18 protein-coding genes and 1 tRNA gene are annotated in these 20,914 nt (G+C 64.1%); 9 read left to right on the plus strand and 10 right to left on the minus strand.

Annotation, left to right across the window (positions count from 1 at the left end; genetic code table 11):
* The first annotated feature begins 13 nt into the window (after nucleotides 1–13).
* Nucleotides 14–1,921 (plus strand): MFS transporter, encoded by a 1,908-nt coding sequence (locus ACZ0BA_RS01425; RefSeq protein WP_463449588.1) that lies wholly within the window; start codon nucleotides 14–16, stop codon nucleotides 1,919–1,921.
* Nucleotides 1,922–1,927: 6 nt separating this feature from the next.
* Here the strand turns inward: ACZ0BA_RS01425 and ACZ0BA_RS01430 are convergent, their stop codons facing one another.
* Nucleotides 1,928–2,893, minus strand: coding sequence for an alpha/beta hydrolase family protein (locus tag ACZ0BA_RS01430; protein WP_463449589.1), 966 nt, complete (start codon nucleotides 2,891–2,893; stop codon nucleotides 1,928–1,930).
* 44 nt (nucleotides 2,894–2,937) lie between these two features.
* Nucleotides 2,938–3,711, minus strand: coding sequence for a MerR family transcriptional regulator (locus ACZ0BA_RS01435; RefSeq protein ID WP_463449590.1), 774 nt, complete (start codon nucleotides 3,709–3,711; stop codon nucleotides 2,938–2,940).
* 210 nt (nucleotides 3,712–3,921) lie between these two features.
* Here ACZ0BA_RS01435 and ACZ0BA_RS01440 point away from each other — a divergent pair, with 210 nt between their 5' ends.
* Nucleotides 3,922–4,677, plus strand: coding sequence for a hypothetical protein (locus ACZ0BA_RS01440; RefSeq protein ID WP_463449591.1), 756 nt, complete (start codon nucleotides 3,922–3,924; stop codon nucleotides 4,675–4,677).
* A gap of 21 nt (nucleotides 4,678–4,698) precedes the next feature.
* On the opposite strand, the gene ACZ0BA_RS01445 is transcribed toward ACZ0BA_RS01440, so the two are convergent.
* From ACZ0BA_RS01445 to ACZ0BA_RS01455, 3 genes are all read right to left on the minus strand, one after another.
* Entirely contained in the window at nucleotides 4,699–6,243 is a 1,545-nt protein-coding gene (locus ACZ0BA_RS01445; RefSeq protein WP_463449592.1) for a hybrid sensor histidine kinase/response regulator, read from the minus strand.
* The gene (locus ACZ0BA_RS01450; RefSeq protein WP_463449593.1) at nucleotides 6,236–7,744 is read right to left on the minus strand and encodes an ATPase domain-containing protein; all 1,509 of its coding nucleotides are present in this window, start codon (nucleotides 7,742–7,744) and stop codon (nucleotides 6,236–6,238) included. The genes ACZ0BA_RS01445 and ACZ0BA_RS01450 overlap by 8 nt, the downstream gene beginning before the upstream one ends.
* 133 nt (nucleotides 7,745–7,877) lie before the next feature.
* Nucleotides 7,878–10,058, minus strand: coding sequence for a diguanylate cyclase domain-containing protein (locus ACZ0BA_RS01455; protein ID WP_463449594.1), 2,181 nt, complete (start codon nucleotides 10,056–10,058; stop codon nucleotides 7,878–7,880).
* Nucleotides 10,059–10,311: 253 nt separating this feature from the next.
* Here ACZ0BA_RS01455 and ACZ0BA_RS01460 point away from each other — a divergent pair, with 253 nt between their 5' ends.
* The 5 genes from ACZ0BA_RS01460 to ACZ0BA_RS01480 all read left to right on the plus strand — a co-directional run bounded on the left by ACZ0BA_RS01460 (nucleotide 10,312) and on the right by ACZ0BA_RS01480 (nucleotide 17,732).
* Entirely contained in the window at nucleotides 10,312–11,523 is a 1,212-nt protein-coding gene (locus ACZ0BA_RS01460; protein WP_463449595.1) for an efflux RND transporter periplasmic adaptor subunit, read from the plus strand.
* 15 nt (nucleotides 11,524–11,538) lie between these two features.
* Complete coding sequence (locus ACZ0BA_RS01465) at nucleotides 11,539–14,682, plus strand: efflux RND transporter permease subunit (protein ID WP_463449596.1); 3,144 nt, start codon at nucleotides 11,539–11,541, stop codon at nucleotides 14,680–14,682.
* 11 nt (nucleotides 14,683–14,693) lie between these two features.
* The gene (adeC, locus tag ACZ0BA_RS01470) at nucleotides 14,694–16,142 is read left to right on the plus strand and encodes an AdeC/AdeK/OprM family multidrug efflux complex outer membrane factor (RefSeq protein ID WP_463454691.1); all 1,449 of its coding nucleotides are present in this window, start codon (nucleotides 14,694–14,696) and stop codon (nucleotides 16,140–16,142) included.
* 160 nt (nucleotides 16,143–16,302) lie between these two features.
* Nucleotides 16,303–16,914, plus strand: a complete 612-nt coding sequence (locus ACZ0BA_RS01475) for a TetR/AcrR family transcriptional regulator (protein ID WP_463449597.1) — start codon at nucleotides 16,303–16,305, stop codon at nucleotides 16,912–16,914.
* Between the two features lie 110 nt (nucleotides 16,915–17,024).
* A complete protein-coding gene (locus tag ACZ0BA_RS01480; protein ID WP_463449598.1) occupies nucleotides 17,025–17,732 on the plus strand; it encodes a fumarylacetoacetate hydrolase family protein in 708 nt (235 codons plus the stop codon).
* A 5-nt stretch (nucleotides 17,733–17,737) separates the two neighbouring features.
* On the opposite strand, the gene ACZ0BA_RS01485 is transcribed toward ACZ0BA_RS01480, so the two are convergent.
* Nucleotides 17,738–18,574: an SIR2 family NAD-dependent protein deacylase gene (locus ACZ0BA_RS01485; RefSeq protein WP_463449599.1), complete on the minus strand. Its 837-nt coding sequence runs from the start codon at nucleotides 18,572–18,574 to the stop codon at nucleotides 17,738–17,740.
* A gap of 100 nt (nucleotides 18,575–18,674) precedes the next feature.
* On the opposite strand from ACZ0BA_RS01485, the gene ACZ0BA_RS01490 reads away from it, so the two are divergent.
* Nucleotides 18,675–18,751: transfer RNA gene (locus tag ACZ0BA_RS01490), tRNA-Pro, on the plus strand.
* A 100-nt stretch (nucleotides 18,752–18,851) separates the two neighbouring features.
* Here the strand turns inward: ACZ0BA_RS01490 and ACZ0BA_RS01495 are convergent.
* From ACZ0BA_RS01495 to ACZ0BA_RS01505, 3 genes are read right to left on the minus strand one after another with little or no spacing between them, the layout of a single operon-like run.
* Nucleotides 18,852–19,082 (minus strand): helix-turn-helix transcriptional regulator, encoded by a 231-nt coding sequence (locus ACZ0BA_RS01495; protein WP_463449600.1) that lies wholly within the window; start codon nucleotides 19,080–19,082, stop codon nucleotides 18,852–18,854.
* A 2-nt stretch (nucleotides 19,083–19,084) separates the two neighbouring features.
* A complete protein-coding gene (locus ACZ0BA_RS01500) occupies nucleotides 19,085–19,438 on the minus strand; it encodes a hypothetical protein (protein WP_463449601.1) in 354 nt (117 codons plus the stop codon).
* A complete protein-coding gene (locus tag ACZ0BA_RS01505) occupies nucleotides 19,435–19,635 on the minus strand; it encodes a hypothetical protein (RefSeq protein ID WP_463449602.1) in 201 nt (66 codons plus the stop codon). The genes ACZ0BA_RS01500 and ACZ0BA_RS01505 overlap by 4 nt, the downstream gene beginning before the upstream one ends.
* A 33-nt stretch (nucleotides 19,636–19,668) precedes the next feature.
* Between ACZ0BA_RS01505 and ACZ0BA_RS01510 the strand changes: the two genes are divergently transcribed.
* Nucleotides 19,669–19,977, plus strand: a complete 309-nt coding sequence (locus tag ACZ0BA_RS01510) for a recombinase family protein (RefSeq protein WP_463449603.1) — start codon at nucleotides 19,669–19,671, stop codon at nucleotides 19,975–19,977.
* Between the two features lie 134 nt (nucleotides 19,978–20,111).
* On the opposite strand, the gene ACZ0BA_RS01515 is transcribed toward ACZ0BA_RS01510, so the two are convergent.
* Nucleotides 20,112–20,489 carry a hypothetical protein gene (locus ACZ0BA_RS01515; protein WP_463449604.1) on the minus strand — a complete coding sequence of 126 codons (378 nt, stop codon included), beginning with the start codon at nucleotides 20,487–20,489 and terminating at the stop codon, nucleotides 20,112–20,114.
* Between the last annotated feature and the right edge of the window lie 425 nt (nucleotides 20,490–20,914).

The following is a 20,914-nucleotide window of genomic DNA, read 5'->3' on the forward strand; positions in this document are numbered from 1 at the left end:
GGATTTGCACGATATGAGCCAGCCCAATCAGTTTTCCCTGTTGACGCAACGCCGCTTCGCGCCGTTCTTCTGGACCCAGTTCCTTGGCGCGTTCAACGACAATCTGTTCAAGACCGCGCTGATCGTCATCATCACTTTCGACGCGCTCAGTTGGACCACCATGTCGCCGTCGCTGGTCACCAATCTGATACCCGGCCTGTTCATCCTGCCGTTCGTGCTGTTTTCCGCCACCGCCGGCCAGCTGGCCGACAAGTTCGACAAGGCCCGGCTGACGCGCTTCATCAAGTGGCTGGAGCTGGCCATCATGCTGGTGGCGGGCGTGGGCTGGCTGACGCATACCCTTTGGCTGCTGGTGCTCGGCGTGGTCGGCATGGGCATCCACTCGACGCTGTTTGGCCCCGTCAAATACGCCTATCTGCCGCAGCAGCTCAAGCCGGAGGAACTCGTCGGCGGCAACGGCGTGACCGAGATGGGCACCTTTGTCGGCATCCTGCTGGGCGAGATCCTCGGCGCCGTCCTGGTGGTGCAGCAGCCCCACGGGATCATGCTGGAAGCGGGAGGCACCATCTTGTTCGCGGTGCTGGGATTGATCGCAGCGTACCGCATTCCCAGCTCGCCGGCGCCGGTGCCGGACCTGAAGATCAACTGGAACTTCGTCACCGAATCGCTCCGCAATATCAATTTCTCGCGCAAGAACCGCACCGTGTTCCTGTCCATGCTTGGCAACTCGTGGTTCTGGTTCTACGGCGCGCTGGTGCTGTCGCAGTTTCCGGTGTTCGCCAAAGATTATCTGCACGGCGACCATAGCGCCTTCGTGCTGCTGCTGACGGTGTTCTCGCTGGGCGTGGGCAGCGGCTCGCTGCTGTGCGAGCGCCTGTCCGGCCGCAAGGTGGAAATCGGCTTGGTGCCGTTCGGCGCCATCGGGCTGACCATCTTCGGCGTGGACCTGTATTTCGCCAGCCTGGCCTACGGCAGCGGCGTCGCCGCATTGACGGCCGGCCCGCACCTGGACGCGATCGCGCTGCTGGCGCAGCATGGCATGTGGCGCATCCTGTTCGACATCCTGATGATCGGCCTGTTCGGCGGCCTGTTCATCGTGCCGCTGTTCGCGCTGATCCAGACCCGCTGCGATCCCCAGCACATTTCGCGCACCATCGCCGGCATGAACATCCTCAACGCGCTGTTCATGGTGGCGGCGGCCGGCCTGGCCATCGTGCTGCTGGGCCAGGGGTTCACGATTCCGCAGCTGTTCCTGGTGACGGCGCTGCTCAACGCGCTGGTGGCGATCTACATCTTCTCGCTGGTGCCGGAATTCCTGATGCGATTCCTGGCCTGGATGCTGATCCACACCGTGCACCGCGTGCGCACCATCGACGCCGAGCGCATTCCAACCGAGGGCGCCGCGGTGCTGGTTTGTAATCATGTCAGCTATGTCGACGCCATTGTTATCGGCGCGGCCAGCCCGCGTCCGATCCGCTTCGTGATGGATCATCGTATTTTCAAGCTGCCGCTGTTGGGATGGATATTCCGCACGGCGCGCGCGATTCCGATCGCGCCGGCCAAGGAAGACCCGTGGCTGATGGAGAAGGCGTACATCGATATCGCGCAGGCGCTGCATGAGGGGGATCTGGTGTGTATCTTCCCCGAGGGACGCTTGACGCATGATGGGGAGATCAACCAGTTCAAGGGTGGCATCGCCAAGATCATCGAGCGCTCGAAGGTGCCGGTGATTCCGATGGCGCTGCGCGGACTGTGGGGACATCTGCTAAGCCGCAATGGCGAAAACGTGTTCCAGCGGGCGTTCCGCAACGGCTTGCGTTCGAGGCTGGCGCTGGCAGTCGGCCTGCCGGTACCGCCGCATGATGTAACGCCCGAGGGCTTGCAGAAGCAGGTGCTCGATTTGCGGGGCGACTGGAAGTAAGGCGGATCAACCCGCAGCAGGCAATCGGCGCGCCCAGCTGGCGATGGCGTCGGCCACCGCCGTGTCGCTTTCCGTCCCCAGCATCATCGATTGCATCGGTGGCAGGCCTGGGGGCGTCCTCTTATAGAAATGGTTCAGCGCCGGGAAGAGCTCCACCTCGGTCGGCAGCGCCGCGCGCCCCGCTTGCAGTGCCTTGGCGTGGTCTGGCGGCACTGACGCATCCCTTCCGCCCTGCACGATCAATACCGGCTGGCGCACCTTTGCCAGCGCCGCCACCGGGTCCACCCGGTCGGCGCTGCGCAGATATGCGTGTCCCATGGCGGGCATCGACGCCAGCATCGCGGTGGTCTGATCGCGCGCGGCCTCCGGGGGCGGCGCATTGCCGGCGCGGAGCGCGGCCACCGTGCGGTCGAACAGCGTCATGTCGGGCGCTATGCCGACCGGCGCCATCGCCGCGATCTGCTCGCGCATGACGGCAAAAATCGGCAACGCCGGCCCGGATAAACTCACTACGCCATCGATCGCCTTCGCGTCCGCGCCGCCGGCGAGCAGGGAGGCCACCACTGCGCCCTCGCTATGGCCGGCGACGATGACCGGCCGCGCGTCCACGGTGGCGCGCAGCAGCGCCAGGCCGGCGGCGGCCACCGTTACCCGCGTCAGGAAATCGACATGGGCGCCGGCCAGCATGGGATTGATCGTCTGCGAGCCGGTGCCGGGGCCGATCTTGGCCATGCGCAGCACCGCGAAGCCGCGCGCGCTCAGGTGCCTGGCCAGATCGGCATAGGCATGCGGGCGCATATTCATGGTCGGATAATTTCCATCGACGTCGCTGAACAACGAACCGGGAACGATCAACACCCCGCCCACGGCGTCGCCATCGGGTGGCGTGAACCGGCAGGCGATCCTGACGCCGGCGACGGTGACGGAAACGTCTTGTTCCTGCGGGACGGCGCCCGCGCTGCGGTTGGACATGGTGATTGTTCCGATCATTGAAAGTATCAGGAAGCGTCGCCGCTTCACGCTTGCCCCGCGCCGCGCATTTGTTGCGCATAGATGGCCATCGCGTCGGCCAGGAAAGGCGCCAGCCGGGGATGCAACGCGTCGTACATGCCACGGAATTCATTATGGTCGATGTACAGCGCGCCCAGCGCCGCGTAGGCATCGGCGTCCGGCCGCCAGGACCGGCTCACCCAGCGGTAGTGCCGCGCGGTCTCCACCTGGACTTCGTCGGCGTCGGGCTGAAGTCCCTGTCCGAGCAGCGTCACGAAGCGCGCATGGATGGCGTCGATTTCGGCCTTGAAGTCGATCATGCCGGCGGGGGAGAGCGCCGCGTGCGCATCGCGCGACTGCCGGATCGCCTCGGTGGCGGGGTCGCCGTAGCGGTGCGTCAGTTCGGCCTCCCACGCCGCCTGTTTTTCCGGTGAGACGCCGTCGAACAGGCGCTGAACGTTCAAGGGTTTGCCGGCGTCGATCGATGCCAGCGTGCGGTCGATGGTGCGCGCCAGATCGCGGCGGCGGTCGATCTCCGCCTCCACGCGCTGGCGCAACTCGACGAGGGCGGCGCGCGTGTTGAAGGCCGGATCGTCGAGCATGCGGCGGATTTCCGCCAGTGCGATACCCAGTTCGCGGTAGAACAGGATGCGCTGGAGGCGCAGCAGCTCCTGCTGGCCGTAGTAGCGATAGCCGTTCGGCCCGATCTCCGGCTTCAGCAGTCCGATCTCATCATAGTGATGCAGCGCCCGCACGCTGATGCCCGATGCGTTGGCCACCTGTTTGATAGTCTGTCTCATATATTCCCCGTTCATTAACACCCCGATTGTGCGGGATCACGCCGCGTGAGAGTCAACAAAAAAACACGCCACTACCAAAAAATCAGGGATTGAGAGGTTATAAATTGTAACTTACTAGTCGTTACAAATTGCTGATCCAAATTGACAAGTTTTCCGTAGACTGCACGGCGGCACCTGACGAGGGTGTCATCTAAAAACTAGGGGAAAATAATGTTCAAGAAAAATAAAATCGTGTCTTTGCTGACGCTGGCCGGCGTGCTCGCACTTGGCGCCTGCGGCGGCGGCACCGATGTCATCGTCGGTCCGGCCAAGCCGGCCGAGCCGGTCGCGCCGCCCAAGCCTGTCGCTTCGGTCATCACGGTGGATTTCAACGCCGGCATCGATGGCTGGAGCGCCGACGTCGCCGATTTCACCGCCGAAACCAAACCGGTGGACGTGGCCGCCGCATGGAAGGACCTGCCGGCGCCGCTGACGGGCAAGGGCTACTACCTGATCTCGACCAACAAGAGCGATGATGTGATGACCTTCGTCAAGCGCCAGGTCACCGGCTTCGTGCCGGGCGCGAAATATGCGGTGACGTTCGCGATGCGCTACGCGACCGACGCGGGCACCGGTTGCCTGGGCGTTGGCGGTTCGCGCGGCGAGAGCATGTGGATGGTGGTCGCGGCCAGCGCCGACGAGCCGAAAGTGGTCAAGCAGGCCAACGACGAATTGCGCCTGAACCTCGAGCGCGGCAACCAGGCCGAATCCGGACGCCAGGGCAAGGTGATTGGCTTGCAGGGCGGCGAGGGCCTGGGATGCGGCGGCGGCAAGTGGGCCACGCAGGAGCGCAAGTCGGACGAGGCGGTCGAGCTGCAGGCCGACAAGGATGGCAAGTTCTGGATCGTGCTGGGCACCGATTCGGGCTTCGAATCGACCAATGCCCTGTATCTGCAAGGCGCGACGATCAACGTCAAGCCGCTGTAGTATCAAGCCGCCGCAATAAGGTCAGCGCGCCGCCTGCACCTGCTCGCGGTTCTGGCGCGCGCCCGCCAGGCGGATAATCTGTTCCAGTTCCACCGGCTTGACCAGGTGGTGGTCGAAGCCCGCTTCCACCGTGCGGCGGCGGGCGTCGCTCTGGCCCCAGCCGGTCAGCGCCAGCATCAAAATCCGTTCGGCGCCGGGACGCTGGCGGATCGCGCGCGCCGTCTCATAGCCGTCCATGCCGGGCATGCCCAGGTCCATGATGATCATGTCCGGCTGGCTCTCGGCGGTCATGGCCACGGCCGACGCGCCGTCGTACACCGCGCGCACGTCGAAACCGTCGATCTCCAGCAGCGCCGCCAGCGAATCGGCGGCGTCGGTGTTGTCGTCGACCACCAGTACCTTCATCTTGCGGCCATCGGCCGCTGCGGCCGGGGAGGCCAGCGGCACCGGCTCGCGCGCGCCGCTGTCGTTGACCACCGGTAGATGGATGATAAATTCGCTACCCTGGCCGGTCCCCGCGCTATACGCTTCCACCGTCCCGCCGTGCATCTCGGCGAACTGGCGCGACAGGCTCAATCCGATGCCCAAGCCGCTGGAGAACTGGCCCACCACGGTGTCGCTTTGTTCGAACATGCGGAAGATGCGCTGGATCGCTTCGGGCTCCAGGCCGATGCCGTTGTCGCGCAGCGAGACGGTCAGGTTTTGGCCCTCGACCACAGCGCGCACCACCACGCTGCCGCCCTGCGGCGTGAACTTGATCGCGTTCGACAGGATGTTGGCGAAGATTTGCACCACGCGCGCGTAGTCGGCGTTGAGCATGATCTCGCTGCTCGGCAGCTGCCAGGCCACGTGGATGCGCTTGGCGCTGGCCGCCTGCGCGCACAATTCGCTAACGTGGTTCATCACCGACGACAGGGTAACCAGCTGGCGCTGCAGCTTGATCTTGCCGCTGGTGATGCGGGCGACGTCGAGCAGGTCGTCGACCAGCCGCGTGAGCAGGCGCACCTGGCGCTCGACCATGTCGCGGATGCGCGCCACCGGCGCGGCGTCCGGATACAGGTGCGTCAACAGCGACACCGAGGTGCGGATCGGCGCCAGCGGATTGCGCAATTCGTGACCCAGACTGGCGAGGAACTCGTCCTTGCGCCGCGCCGCCTCCCTCACCTGGTATTGCTTGTTGCGGGCCCGCAACGTCGAGTGCAGCGCGGTGATCAACGTCAGCGTGCGCACCGGCCGTTCGATGAGATTCAGGTTGCCCAGTCCGGCCACCGCCTGGCGCACCGTTTGCGAATCGGCGCCGCGATGGGTCAGCAGCACGATCGGCAAATCGGACCAGTCGGGCTGGCGCGCGACCCAGTCGCGCAGCAGCTTGAAGCCGCCCGGCGCCAGCGCCTCCTCGACCGTCAGCACCGCGCCCGCGCCCAGCTCCAGCTGCGCGGCCAGATCGGCCAGGGTGGGGCAGACGTGACTGTCGATCTGCGCCATCGCCAGCACCTTGGCCGCGAGCGGCCCGTCCTGACCGATCGGCGCGTGAATGAGGATGCGCGTTTCCATGGTGTCAGCCATGGAGGCCGTCGACGGGATTGTGATGGCCGTCGACGTCGCCGGTGTAGGTCGGCACGCCGGTCAGGATGCCGTGGAAATTCTTCAGCACCGCGCCAACCTTGATGCCGCCCGCATTTACCTGGAAGCGACGGATGGTGCGCTCGTGCGCGCTGCCGCGCTTCTTGAACACGGAGATCGCCTGCTGCACCTCGCCGGCCGCCTCGAAGTAGCGCAGCATGATGACGTTGTCGGCGATGTAGCTGGCGTCGACCGAGGTGGTCATGCCGGTGCCGATCATGCCCTGCTGGACGCCAACGATGATGCTGACCACGCCGCGCTGGCCCAGATAGGTCAGCAGCTCGTGCAGGTAGATGGTCAGGAAGCGCTCGTCGGGCACAGCGTTCAGATAGCCGTTGAGGCTGTCGATGACGACGACGCGCACGCCGCGCTCGACCGCCTCGACGATTGCGTGCGAGAACTGGCCCGGGGCCAGTTCGGCCGGGTCGATCTGCTGCACCGTCAGCAGGCCCTTGTCGATGGCGCCGGAGAGGTCCATGCCGAGGTTGCTGCTGCGGTTGAGCAGGTTGTTGCGCGCCTCCTCGAACAGGAACATCGCGCTGGCCTCGCCGCGCTGGGCGGCCGCGTAAATGAACTGCGCCGCCAGCGACGATTTGCCGGTGCCCGGCGGGCCCGAAATCAAGGTGCTCATGCCTTCTTCGAGGCCGCCGCCGATCAGCTGGTCCAGCTCCGGCAGCCCGCTCGAGAGCTGGCGCCGCTGGCTTTCGACACGCGTGCCGGCCGCCACCAGGCGCGGGTAGACGTGCAGGCCGCCCTTGACGATTTTATAGTCGTGGGCGCCGCCGTGGAAAGCGATGCCGCGGTACTTGACCACGCGCACGCGGCGGCGCTCGGCGCCATAGGCCTGGTCGGCCAGCTCCAGGGTCAGCACGGCGTGCGCCACGCTGCGCACCTGCAGGTCGGTCGACAGGGCGGTGCGGTCGTCGAGGAAAATGGTGGTGCACGAGCGGCTGGTCAGGTACTGCTTGAGTGCCAGCACCTGGCGCCGGTAGCGCAGCGGGCTCTCGGCCAGCAGCTGCAACTCCGACAGCGAATCGAGCACCACGCGGCGCGGCTTGTACTTTTCGATCGCCCCGACGATGCGCTGCGTGGTCGAGCCCAGCTCGATCTCCGACGGATGGAAGATGGTGTACTGCTGGTCAGGATCGAGCGCGTTTTCGTTGGGGATGATCTCCTCGACCACGATCCCGCTCATGTCCCAGCCGTGCGACTGCGCCACGCTGCGCAGCTCGACGGCCGTTTCGGCCAGCGTGATGTAGAGCACGGCCTCGCCCTGGCGCGCGCCTTCGTTAAGGAATTGCAGCGCCAAGGTGGTCTTGCCGGTGCCCGGCTCGCCTTCAACCAAATACAGGCGGTCGCGCGTCAGGCCGCCGGCCAGGACGGCGTCCAGGCCGGGCACGCCGGAGCTGAGAAAATGGGTCGTGTCGCTATTTTGTGCTTGCATGGGCGTTCCGGAATCTTAGTGGGCGCCGGCGGGCGAAAGACGCTGGCTCGATAGCGTAAATATTACCGGAAATGGGGTAACAAGGATTTTCAATATGTAATTTACGTTCGCTAGCGAACATATCGGCGCAGGACTAGCGGCGCGCCATCCGCTGCTTGCCTTGCTGCTTGTCGACATACATGGCGCGGTCGGCCCGGCCGAGTAGCATTTCGATATCCTGCGGGTCGTCCGGATGGTGGACGGCGATGCCGATGCTGGCGCCAAGCTGCACGGTGACGGTCTTGAGGGGGTACGGCCGACGCAGCGCCGCCAGCAGTTTGTCCGCGGCCTCGCGGGCGTCCGCTTCGCAATGCAGCATTTCGACGATGACGATGAACTCGTCCCCGGCCAGGCGGCCGACGGTGTCGGTCTTGCGCACCGTCTGGCGCACCCGTTCGGCGAACTGGCGCAGCAGTTCGTCGCCTTCCTCGTGGCCGTAGCGGTCGTTGATCTGCTTGAAGCGGTCGAGGTCGAGGAAGTAGACGGCGCAACACTGGCGCTGGCGGTGCGCGCGCTGCAGCGCCTCGGCCAGCGTTTGCAGCAGCGCGCGGCGGTTGGGCAGGCCGGTGAGGGTGTCGCGCAACGCCATCTGCTCCATCGACGCGAACAGTTTTTTGCGCTCGCTGATGTCGTGCAGGAAGGCGATGAACAGGTGGCCGCCACGACGCGGCACGTACGCCAGCGAGATCTCGACCGGCAGTTCCTGGCAGTCGCGGTTGTGCAGTGTGAGTTCGACGCGGCGGCTGAGCACGGCGGTGTCGCGGGCCGCGCCGCCGTCGGCCTGCGACCGGGCGTGGGCCTCGGCCAGCTGGCGCATGTCGCGCTCGTAGGCGCGGCGCAGCAGCGGCGGCAGCACCATCGCCGCCAGCGGCTGGCCGATCACCTCGGCGCGTGTCCAGCCCAGCAGCTTTTCGGCCTGGCGGTTCCAGTCCAGCACCACGCCGCCCGGATCGAGTGCGATAAAGGCGTCGTGGGCGTTGTCGAGGATGGCGCGCAGCTCGGCCGCCCGTTCCTGCAGCAGCAATTGCGCGCTATGCTCCTGCGCCAGCGCGCGTTCGAGCTGCAGCGCCTTGTGGGCGATCTCGCGGGTGCGCTCGGCAACCGTCGATTCGAGCTTTTCGTTGAGCGCGCGCAGCGCGGCCAGGTTGGCCTGTTCGTTGTCGACCATGCGCGCCAGGGCGCTCGACAGCACCTGGACTTCGTGGAAGCTGTCGACCTGGACGATTTGCGGCAGGCCGGCGGCGCCGGGCGGCGCCGCCGAGCGTAATTCGATATTGCGGCTGAGCGCGTTGAGCGGGCGGGTGTAGCGGCGGCCGATGATGGCAGCCGCGCCCGCCATCGCGATCCCGAGGATGGCGCCCAGCAGCAGGATGCGGCGCTCCAGCGCCCGCGCCGAGGCCAGCGCCACTTCCTCGGGCTGGCGCACGATCACCGCCCACGTCAGCGTGGCCGAATCGCCCGCCTTGCCGGTCTGCGAGTAGCCGCTCAGGTAGCTGCGGCCGTCGGCCCAGGTTTCCCTGACCGCGCCGGTGGCGCCGCTGCGCGCGCGCGTCAAGCTCTCGCTGACCAGCTTGCGCTCCTCCATGCCTTTGGGGCCGAGGATGATGGCGCCGTCGGCGCGCACCACGAAGATGTCGGCCGCGTAAGCCTGGTCGGCCGGCGCCACGATGGTGTGCGCCATGCGCCGCGCCCAGCCCCAGCTCATGTGCACGCACAGCACGCCGCGCACTTGGCCATTGACGCCGGTCACGGGGCCGGCGGCGTCGACAAAGCGCCAAGGGTCTGCACTGGCCGGCAATTTCGTACCGAGCAGGGTGGCAGGGTGGAAGTCGCCGGCAAACAATTTGTCCCGTCCGCCCGCGAACCAGTCGCGTGCGCTGACATCGACGCCTTCGAGCATGCCCTGGGTGGCGGCGTAGACGCGCCCGTCCGGTTCGGCCAGGCCGATCCAGGCGTAGTCGGGGAATGCCTTTTGCACGCTCTCGAGCACCGCCCGCACCTCGGCCGGCGAGTGGGCGTCGCGCACCTGCGGCAGATCGGTCAGCAGCTGGACGTCGCCGACGGCTTTTTGCACCACGCGGTTGAGGGCGTCGCGCGTTTGCCACGACAGCTGTTGCAGGCGCTGACCGGCTTCGCGCTCGGCGTAGTTGAAGGCGAAATGGTCGACCAGGACCAGCAGCGAGAGCACGGTCAGCAGCACCGTGGCGCTGACCCCCGCCGTCACCAGCGTGGTGAGCCGGGGGCGAGCCGTGCGGTGGGTGGGCTGCGTGGTCATGACGGCATGTTTGCGGCCGCGCTTCGGGCCTAAAAAGATAACTGAAAGAAAGTAATTTTATTGTAGCACCCGATAGTCGCGTCGCTGCCGTTGTTATAGACAAATTTCCTTTTCATAACAACATTCGTCGACCCGGGCTTTCTTAAATGTCTCTTAAAGTTGCCCTGCATAATTAAATGCCCGCTTGACATAATTAGAATGATCGTTCATTCTATGGCTTGTGCTCATAAATTTCTACAGAAAGTCCCACGCTATGGAAGCTCTTTTCTGCAAACCGTCCCTGCGGACGGCCGGGGTCGCAGCCCTGATCACCGCAACCGCGCTGGTAGCCGGTTGCTCCAAATCCACGCCCGCAGCACCTCAAGCGCAGGTGGCGGAAGTGGGCGTTTATAAGGTGGCGCCCCAGGCGCTGCAAATCACGACCGAACTGCCGGGCCGCACCGCCGCCTTCCAGGTGGCTGAAGTGCGCCCGCAGGTCAACGGACTGATACAAAAACGCCTGTTCGTCGAGGGCGCCGACGTCAAGGCCGGCACGCCCCTCTATCAGATCGACCCGTCGTTGTACCAGGCCAGCGTCAACTCGGCCAAGGCGGCCCTGGCCAAGGCCAAGGCCAGCGTGCTGACCAGCGGTCCGAAAGTGTCACGCTATAAAGAGCTGGTCGCCATCGAAGGCGTCAGCCGCCAGGATTACGAGGACGCCGTCGCCGCCGACGCCCAGGCCAAGGCCGATGTGGAATCGGCCGCCGCCGCGCTGGAAGAGGCGCAGATTAATCTGCGCTACACCCACGTGTACGCGCCGATCAGCGGCCGTATCAGCCGTTCGACGGTGACGCCGGGCGCGCTGGTGACCGCCAACCAGACCGACCCGCTGACCACCGTGCAGCAGCTCGACCCGATCTACGTCGACATCACGCAATCGAGCGAGGACCTGCTGCGCCTCAAACGCGATATGGAAAGCGGTAACCTCAAACAATCCGGCCAGGCCAAGGTCACCTTGATGCTGGCCGACGGCAGCAAGTACGCGCAGGAAGGCAAGCTGCAATTTGCCGGCGTCTCGGTGGACACCAGCACCGGCAACGTCGTGCTGCGCGCCTTGTTCCCGAATCCTAAAAATGACCTGTTGCCGGGCATGTTCGTGCGCGCGGTGGTGGAAGCCGGCGTCAACGAGCAGGCTATCGCCGTGCCGCAGCAGGGCGTGAGCCGCAACCAGAAGGGCCAGGCCACCGCGCTGGTGCTCAACCCGCAGGGCAAGGTCGAGCAGCGCATCCTTGTCACCAGCGGCACCCAGGGCGACAAATGGCTGGTCAAATCCGGCCTGGCCGCCGGCGACCTGCTGATCGTCGAAGGCCTGCAAAAAGTCAAACCGGGCGCGCCGGCCAAAGTGGCCGCTGCCGCTCCCGCCGCCGCGCCGGGCGCTCCGGCAGCCGCCGCAGCCGCCACGCCTGCCGCCAACAGCGCGCACTAAGACAGGAGTCAGCTAATGTCACGCTTCTTTATTGACCGCCCCATTTTTGCCTGGGTGATCGCGATTGTGATCATGCTTGGCGGGGTACTCGCGATCATGGGACTGCCGATCGCGCAGTACCCGAGCATCGCGCCGCCATCGATCTCGATCTCCGGTTCCTACCCTGGCGCCTCGGCTAAAACCGTGGAAAACGCCGTCACCCAGGTCATCGAACAAAAGATGAAGGGTATCGACGGCCTGCGCTACATGAACTCGTCGAGCGATTCGACCGGCGGCATCAGCATCACGCTGACCTTCCGCAGCGGCACCAATCCCGACATCGCGCAGGTGCAGGTGCAGAACAAGCTGCAACTGGCAACGCCGCTGCTGCCGGCCGCCGTCACCCAACAGGGCCTGGTGGTCAGCAAGGCCACCAAGAACTTCATGATGGTGCTCGGCTTTATCTCCGAGGACGGCAGCATGAAGCAGGCCGACCTGGGCGACTATGTGGCCGCCAACGTCATCGATCCGATCAGCCGCGTCGAAGGCGTGGGCGATGTCACCGCCTTCGGTTCGCAGTACGCCATGCGCATCTGGCTCGACCCGGCCAAGCTGCAAAGCTATCAACTGACGCCGGCCGATGTCACCGCCGCCGTCACCGCGCAAAACACCGAGGTCTCCGCCGGTGAACTGGGTGGCCTGCCGGCCGCCAAGGGCCAGCAGCTCAATGCCACCGTGACCGCGCAAAGCCGGTTGCAAACGGCCGAGCAGTTCGGCGAGATTCTGCTGAAAACCTCCGCCACCGGCGCCACCGTGCACCTGCGCGACGTCGCCCGCATGGAGTTGGGCAGCGAGAACTACGCCGTGCTGTCGCGCTACAACGGCAACGCCGCCACCGGTATGGCCATCAAGCTGGCCACCGGCGCCAACGCGCTCGATACCGCCACCGCCGTCAAGGCCAAGGTCGCGGAACTGGAAAAGCTGTTCCCGACCGGGATGAAGGCGGTCGTCGCCTTCGACACCACGCCGTTCGTCAAGATCTCGATCGAGGAAGTCGTCAAGACCCTGGTCGAGGCGATCGTGCTGGTGTTCCTTGTGATGTATCTGTTCCTGCAAAACTTCCGCGCCACGCTGATCCCGACCATGGCCGTGCCGGTCGTGCTGCTGGGGACTTTCGCCATCCTGTCTGTGCTCGGGTATTCGATCAATACACTGACGATGTTCGCGGTGGTGCTGGCGATCGGCTTGCTGGTCGATGACGCCATCGTCGTGGTGGAAAACGTCGAGCGGGTGATGACCGAGGAGGGCTTGTCGCCGCTCGAGGCGACGCGCAAATCGATGACGCAGATCAGCGGTGCGCTGGTCGGTATCGCGATGGTGTTGTCGGCGGTGTTCGTGCCGATGGCCTTCTTCGGCGGCTCCACCGGCGTGATTTACCGCCAGTTCTCGATCACGATCGTCTCGGCGATGGTGCTGTCGGTGATCGTCGCGATGGTGTTTACACCGGCGCTGTGCGCCACCTTGCTCAAGCCGGTGGAGAAGGGCCACACCGCGATCAACACCGGTTTCTTCGGCTGGTTCAACCGCACGTTTGAAAAGAGCAGCCATAAGTATGAAGGCTTCGTCGGCAAGATCCTGAACCGTGGCGGCCGTTCGCTGGTGGTGTACGCGCTGATCCTCGGCGTGCTGGCCTTCGTGTTCATGCGCTTGCCAACCTCCTTCCTGCCGGAAGAAGACCAGGGCGTGCTGTTCACGCAGATCCAGCTGCCGACCGGCGCCACCCAGGAGCGCACGCTCAAGGTGATCGAAAAGGTCGAACAGCACTTCATCAACAACGAGAAGGACTCCGTGGCTTCGGTGTTCGCGGTGGCCGGCTTCAGTTTCGCCGGTAACGGCCAGAACACCGGTATCGCCTTCGTCCGCATGAAGGACTGGTCCGAGCGTAAAGGCAAGGACCATGCCGTCAACGCGATCGTCGGCCGCGCCATGGGTGCGTTCTCGCAGATCAAGGACGCGATGGTGTTTGCCTTCGCCCCGCCTGCGGTGCTGGAGCTGGGTAACGCGTCCGGCTTCGATTTGCAGCTGCAGGACACCGGCGGTGTCGGTCACGAGGCCCTGATGGCCGCGCGTAACCAGATGCTGGGCATGGCCTCGCAGAGCAAGGTGCTGGTCGGCGTACGTCCGAACGGCCAGGAAGACACGCCGCAGTACAAGATCACCGTCGACCAGCAAAAAGCCATCGCGCTGGGCCTGACCGTGGCCAACGTCAACCAGGTGCTCAGTAACGCCTGGGGTAGTGCTTACGTCAACGACTTTGTCGATCGTGGCCGTGTCAAGAAGGTGTATCTGCAGGGCCAGGCCGAAGCGCGCAGCGTGCCGGAAGACCTGAAGAAATGGTTCGTCCGTAACGCCGACGGCGAAATGGTGCCTTTCTCGGCCTTCTCGACCGGCGAGTGGATTTACGCCTCGCCGCGCCTGGAGCGTTACAACGGTCTGGCGTCGAGCGAGATCCTGGGCGCCCCGGCGCCGGGCCAGAGCTCCGGCACCGCGATGGCCGAAATGGAAGCCCTGGCTGCCAAGCTGCCGCCGGGTATCGGCTACGAGTGGACAGGCCTGTCGCTGGAAGAGCGCGACTCCGGCTCGCAAACCGTGGCGCTGTACGGCATCTCGATCCTGATCGTGTTCCTGTGCCTGGCCGCGCTGTATGAAAGCTGGTCGATTCCGTTCTCGGTGTTGCTGATCGTGCCGCTGGGCGTGGTCGGCGCGGTGCTGGCGACGTTCCTGTTCAAATTGTCGAACGACGTCTACTTCCAGGTTGGCTTGCTGACCGTGGTCGGCCTGGCGGCGAAAAACGCGATCCTGATCGTGGAATTCGCCAAGGACCTGCAGGAGCAGGGCGTGGAACTGCGTGACGCGACCTTGCAGGCGGTGCGCCAGCGTCTGCGTCCGATTCTGATGACGTCAATCGCATTCGGTCTGGGCGTGCTGCCGCTGGCCATCAGCAGCGGCGCCGGTTCGGGCAGCCAAAACGCCATCGGTATCGGCGTGCTGGGTGGGATGCTGACGTCGACGTTCCTGGGTATCTTCTTTGTACCGCTGTTCTTTGTGCTGGTGCGCGGCTTCTTCAGCAAGAAGAAGGCCACGCCACCGGCGCCCACTTCGCACGTGGAGGCGCATTAATCATGAAAATCATGCATAAGTCTTTCATCACCATGGCCGCGCTGGCGCTGCTGGCCGGTTGCAGCCTGGCGCCCGTGTACGAGCGTCCGGCCGCCCCGGTGGGGCAGGCCTGGCCCACCGGGGAAGCGTATAAAGGCCTGCCGCCGGCGGCAGCCGACGCCAAGCCGGTGTCCGAAATCCAGTGGCGCGAGTACTTCTCCGACGAGCGCCTGCGCAAAGTGATCGAGCTGGCGCTGGCCAACAACCGCGACCTGCGCGTCTCGGCGCTCAACATCGAGCGCGCCCGCGCCGAGTACAACATCCAGACGGCGGCGCTGCTGCCCAAGGTGAACGCGGGTGTTGGCCAGAACGCCACCCGCACGCCGGCCAATATGACCGGCACCGGCGAGGCGGCGATCGTGCGCCAGTACAGCGGCGGGTTGTCGATGCCGTCGTATGAGCTGGACTTCTTCGGCAAGGTGCGCAACGCCTCCGAGGCGGGCCTGCAGACCTACCTCGGTACCGAGGAAGCGCGCCGCACGCAGCAAATCAGCCTGGTGGCCGAAGTGGCCAACGCCTATCTGACCCTGACGGCGGACCAGCAGCGTTTGAAGCTGGCTGCCGAAACCTTGAGCAGCCAGCAGATCACCTACGATTTGAGCCGCAAGCGCTTCGAGAACGGTGTGACCTCCGGCGTCGACATGTACGACGCCGAGACCAGCGTGCAGTCGGCCCGCAACGACGTTGCGACCTACACCGCGCAGGTGGCGCTGGACCAGAACGCGTTGAACCTGCTGGTGGGTGGCGCCGTGCCGGCCGACCTGCTGCCGGCCGACGAACTCAATCCGGTCACGCAACTGGCCGCGATTCCGTCCGGGCTGCCGTCGGACCTGCTGCGCAACCGTCCGGACGTGCAGCAGGCCGAGCGCACGCTGCGCGCGGCCAACGCCAACATCGGCGTGGCGCGCGCCGCCTTCTTCCCCAGCATTTCGCTGACGGCGTCGGGCGGCAGCGCGAGCAACAAGCTGTCCGGATTGTTCAAATCCGGTTCGGGCACATGGAGCTTCGCACCGCAGATCAACCTGCCGATCTTCGATGGCGGCGTCAATCGCGCCAATCTGAGCATCGCCAAGACCGACCGCGATATCTATGTGGCGCAATACGAGAAGGCGATCCAGGTCGCCTTCCGCGAGGTGGCCGATGCGCTGGCCACGCGCGGCACCATCGACGAGCGCCTGGCGTCGCAGCAGGCGCTGGTCGACGCGGCCGAGAAGAGCTTCAAGATCAACGACGCCCGCTACCGCAAGGGCGCCGACACTTATCTGAACGCGCTGGTGTCGCAGCGCGCGCTGTATTCGGCCCAGCAAGGCTTGATCAGCACGCGCCTGAACCAGACCAGCAACGCCGTCAACCTGTACAAGGTGCTCGGCGGCGGCTGGCAACCTGAGGTTGCACAACAAGGCAATCCGCCGCGCGGCTAAACTTGCGCAGATGCGCGGCAGGGTCGCGGCAGCGGTGCCGCACATTTGTGATGCACCGCTGCGGCGAGTCCGCCGCGTTCGACCAAAGGGTGGATTGACAAACCCGGTCGGCGTCGCCACAGTTCCGCCCCAAGGCATAGAGAGATACCCAAGGACACCCATGACTACCCCCGCAAAACGACGCACCGACCCGGAACGTGCGCAGAACCGCCGCAACCAGGTGCTGGAGGCGGCGGCCGTATGCTTCGCGCGCAGCGGCTTTCACGGCGCCAGCATGTCCGAGATTTCCAAGCAGGCCGGCATGAGTGCCGGCCATATCTACAATTACTTCGACAGCAAGGATGCCATCATCATGGCCATCGTCGAGCGCGAGAGCGAGTATGTCACCGGCTTGCTGGTCGACCTGCAGACGCGCGACGATCCGCTGCAGGCGATGATCGACGACGCCCGCCGCCATATCGACGAGTCGCTCGATCCCCAGCCGTGGCATGTGCCGCTGGAGATGTACGCCGAGGCGTCGCGCAATCCGGCGATCGCCGCCAAACTGCGCGTGCACGAGGATAGCTCGCGCTCCCAGTTGCGCGCGCTGGTCAAGGCTGGACGCGAGCGCCGCAATCTGCCGGTGGACGACATGCTCCTCGACGGGCGCATCGACACCATCATCTCGTACTTCCAGGGCTTGCCGATTCGCGCGTTGAACCGGTCCGACATGAATCGCGACGGCCTGGCGGAAGCGTTCCGCGTCGCCATGACCGCGCTGTTGATGACTTGATCGATGACTTGATACGGCTGAGCGATTTTGTCTCGTAGTGTTTCCGGCCAAGCAGGCCGGTTTTTGTTGTTGTACCATGTCTGATCTCCCATTCCAGCCATCGGAGCATCATGACTTCCTACGTTATTCCCGCCCATGACATCGTCGGCCTGCCGGTCGCCGGCACTGCCGACTTGTTCCCGGTTCGCCGCGTCTACTGCGTCGGCCGCAACTACGCCGCGCACGCGCGCGAGATGGGGTACGACCCCGATCGCGAACCACCATTCTTCTTCTGCAAACCCAACGACGCCCAGGCGCTGGTGCCGGTTCCGCCGGGGCAGGTGGTCGAGCTGCCGTATCCTCAAGTCACCAGCAACCTGCATTACGAGTGCGAACTGGTGGTCGCCATCGGCAAGGGCGGCAGCGACATCGCCGTGGAAGACGCGGCCCAGCACATCTTCGGTTACGCGGTGGGGCTGGACATGACGCGGCGCGATCTGCAGTTCAAGATGCGCGACGCCGGCCGGCCGTGGGAAATCGGCAAAGCCTTCGACTACTCGGCGCCGATCGGTGTGATCCACCGCGCGGCCGAGGCGGGCGACATCGGCCACGCCGCCATCCAGCTGGACGTCGACGGTGTGACCAGGCAGTCGGCCACCATCGACCATTTGATCTGGTCGATCAGTGAAACCATCGCCAATCTGTCTACCTTGTTCGCGCTGGCGCCGGGCGACCTGATATTCAGCGGCACGCCGGAGGGCGTTGGCGCCGTGGTGCGTGGACAGACCCTGACCGGCAAGGTCGACGGCCTGTCCGGCATCGCCGTCAAATTGGTGTAAATCGTTTAGCGCAGGGCGTCGATGGCGGCCAGGCCCGCCAGGGCGCCCATCGGCAGGCCGACATCGCGCGCGCTGGCAACCTGCGGCTCGCGCGGATTGATGCGTATCATGCGGCCGCCGTGCTGCTGGATCACGCGCTGGCCGAAATGGCGCACGGACGGTATCGCCACGCCCGCGCCCAGTTCCACGACCAGCGGCCGCTGCGCTTTTTCGATCAGCGCGTGCAGACGCGCCGCCTGCATCGCCGAGCGGCGTTCGTTCCAGCCCCAGTCGCCGAACATCAGAATGTTCGGCCGCGCCAATGCGCCGCAGCGCGGGCAGGTGGGAGCTGCGTTCAGCAGGCGACAGGCGTCGTTGTCGACCTCCGGTTGGAAATCATCGGCGGGCCATATATCGCCGTTGCAGGGCGTCAGGCATTGCAGGTGGTGGATGGAACCGTGGCATTCATGGATGCGGCGTTTGTCGAAGCCGGCGCATTGAAAATGGCCGTCGACGTTGCTGGTGAAGACAGCGTAGCCATGGTCCATGCGGTCGCCCCAGTCTTTGAGCATCGCGAAGCCGGCATGCGGCGCGGTGTCGCGGTACAGATTGAGGCGGTGGCCGTAAAAGCCCCAGGCCAGCGATGGATCGGCGCGGAAGGTATCCGGCGAGGCGACGCGGGTGAACGCCATTTGCGCGCGGGCGAGGGCGGGGTAGGCCTGCCAGAAGCCCTGGTTGCCGCGAAAATCCGGCAAACCAGAGTCCACACCCATGCCGGCGCCGGCGGCGATGATCAGTATATCAGCGTCGGCGAGGAGGGCGGCGGCTTGTTCGAGCAGGTGGGGTGGCGCGGGTTCTGGCATGGCGGATATCTTAGCCGTATGTGGGCACGAATTCCACGCGATTGTGGCATAAAGCAAACATGACAAATACTTAAAGCGGCTGCTATAATTGCGAATTCGTCGGGGCGTAGCGCAGCCTGGTAGCGTACGTGCATGGGGTGCACGGGGTCGGAGGTTCGAATCCTCTCGCCCCGACCAATAGAATCAAAGAGATAGGCCAATCTTCGGATTGGCCTTTTTCTTGTCCGCGAGAATTACCCCTACAATTACCCCTACAGTTTCGCGGCCTCCAGTGGTACTACTTGGCATCTGGTTGGACCACTGCGCAACTTTTTGAGCTCGCGGCGATGCGGTCCAACTGCCATTGAGCGACCGCGCCGGAGTCCCACGCCACCGCTTGCGGCCCGATGTGAATCGGCTGGGGAAACGTCCCCGCCTTCACTGCGCGCAGGATCGTGCTGCGCGACAGCCCGGTGGCGGCGATCACCGCCGGCATCCGGATGAAGACCTTCATTTCGCTCATATTCATTTTTATTCTCCAGTGGTTGGTGGGGTGGTCGTGGACAGCCGAATGTGCTTGATCAGCTCGCCGATCAGTTGGATGATCCCGGCCATCTTGCCGGCACGAAATTCGTCCAGGCCATCATCGTCCGTTGTGTTGACCTGCTCGTTCATCAGTTGGCACGCGATCGCGTGCATGGATTTGACGAGGGCTTCGGGATCGGGGCGGTCCGCTTGCGCCTCGGCCGCTAACGGCGCGCGCAGCCGCGCCGCGAAGTCCTGCTTCAGCGCCTCGTAGCCCTCGGGGTTCAGGTTGGGCCCGTTGAATAGGGCGCCGAGCAGGTCGTGCGCCAGCGCGCGCGGCATCCTAAATTGTTCGTTCATTGTGTAAATCCATTCCAGTCGTCAGGCGTCGTGGACAGGCCCGGCAACGCGAAAAATTTGTCAGGGCCGCCGATGCGCTCGACCACCTCGGCGCCCATCTGCTCGAGCAGGCCGGTGAAGCGCCGGCGCGCCGCCAGCTGCAGGATGATGTCGGCGTCGACGAAGCCGCCGGCGCGATCTTCGCCAGGTATGTCCATGATGGCATTGGCGATACAGCCATTGCCCGGGAATTGAACGCGGCGGGTGTGCGTTCCGAATCAAGACGCCCCTGGACGGCGCCGGTCATCGCCCACATCCTGACGAGCGAACAATATATCGGGAACGTGGTCTACAACCGCAAGTCTCATAAGCTGCAGAGCCTGGTGCTCGATAACCCGAAGGGTGTCTGGGTGCCAAAAACGGGTGGCGTTTTAAAGATGCCGGACGACATTGAAGCACAAATGCCCATCCCTTCCTTAGAAGTTTTGGGTGGGGGCGGTGCTGTATGTGAGCACGCCCATCTGCCCTACAGCCTCGGTGCCGGGCGGATAAGGTCGTGAGAAGTTGTCGGACATCTTCAATGGGCTTGAAGTGGCGACGCACACACCGTTACCGCCCGGGCCCTGCTCGCATCGACGCTGTGCGAAGCGTTAGAGGGGGACTAATGTATCGGACCGGACTCATTCCGTAAGATTTACTTTAGACAAATCGCGCTGCAAGTTGCGCTCGCCGCGCCCTGCTTGGTTCCCTTATCATGTGTCGGGCCGCCAGCTATAAGGTACCAGTTTGCTCCCTCGGCGATTACGGTACACATGAGCCCACCCCTATTGGGGTCGCCATGACGATAAAAATTATTGGACGATAGCGCGCAAAAAAAAGTGTCGTTTGTTGTGCCTAATAAAAGTCGTTGTTCATTCCCTCTGTTGTCGGTCGCTACTGGTTTAGATTGCCAGACCGAGAGATTTGTATCGCGTTTGATGTCTGATATTTTTCCTGTAAATGGGCTCTCCTGCGCGGTTGCGAGAATACTGAAACAAATTAATACGGAGAAAAGCGGAACAATTTTTTTCATGATAGACCCTGAGATTATTTCGTATTGAGCTATTGGATTTCGAAAATTAAACGAAAATTTATACTGGCCTGACCATTTCACATTCAGCGAAATCAGTCTTGCCCAAAAGGTGTCGCCGGACGACCTTCCAACATCGATGCTATGGTGGAAATATAAAAAAAACATCACCTATTTGGGTTAAAGGTTGTTTTTCGTGGCCTCGTTTCGCGTCCATGTGCAGATCAACTGCGCGGTCACCATATACGCTTCCGGGATTTTTCTAAGCGAGCGAGGAGCGCAATGATCCGTCACACCAGATCAGGTCCTCACGATTTCATCAGCGAGATCAGCGTCGCTGGAGCGGTCGCCCCGCCTTCGCCGCCCCGCGAAATACGTACGCTTACATATCGTTAACTGTGGTCCGGACGAGCGCTCAATTGCTTCAT

The sequence above is a fragment of the Duganella sp. AC917 genome (assembly GCF_979258245.1).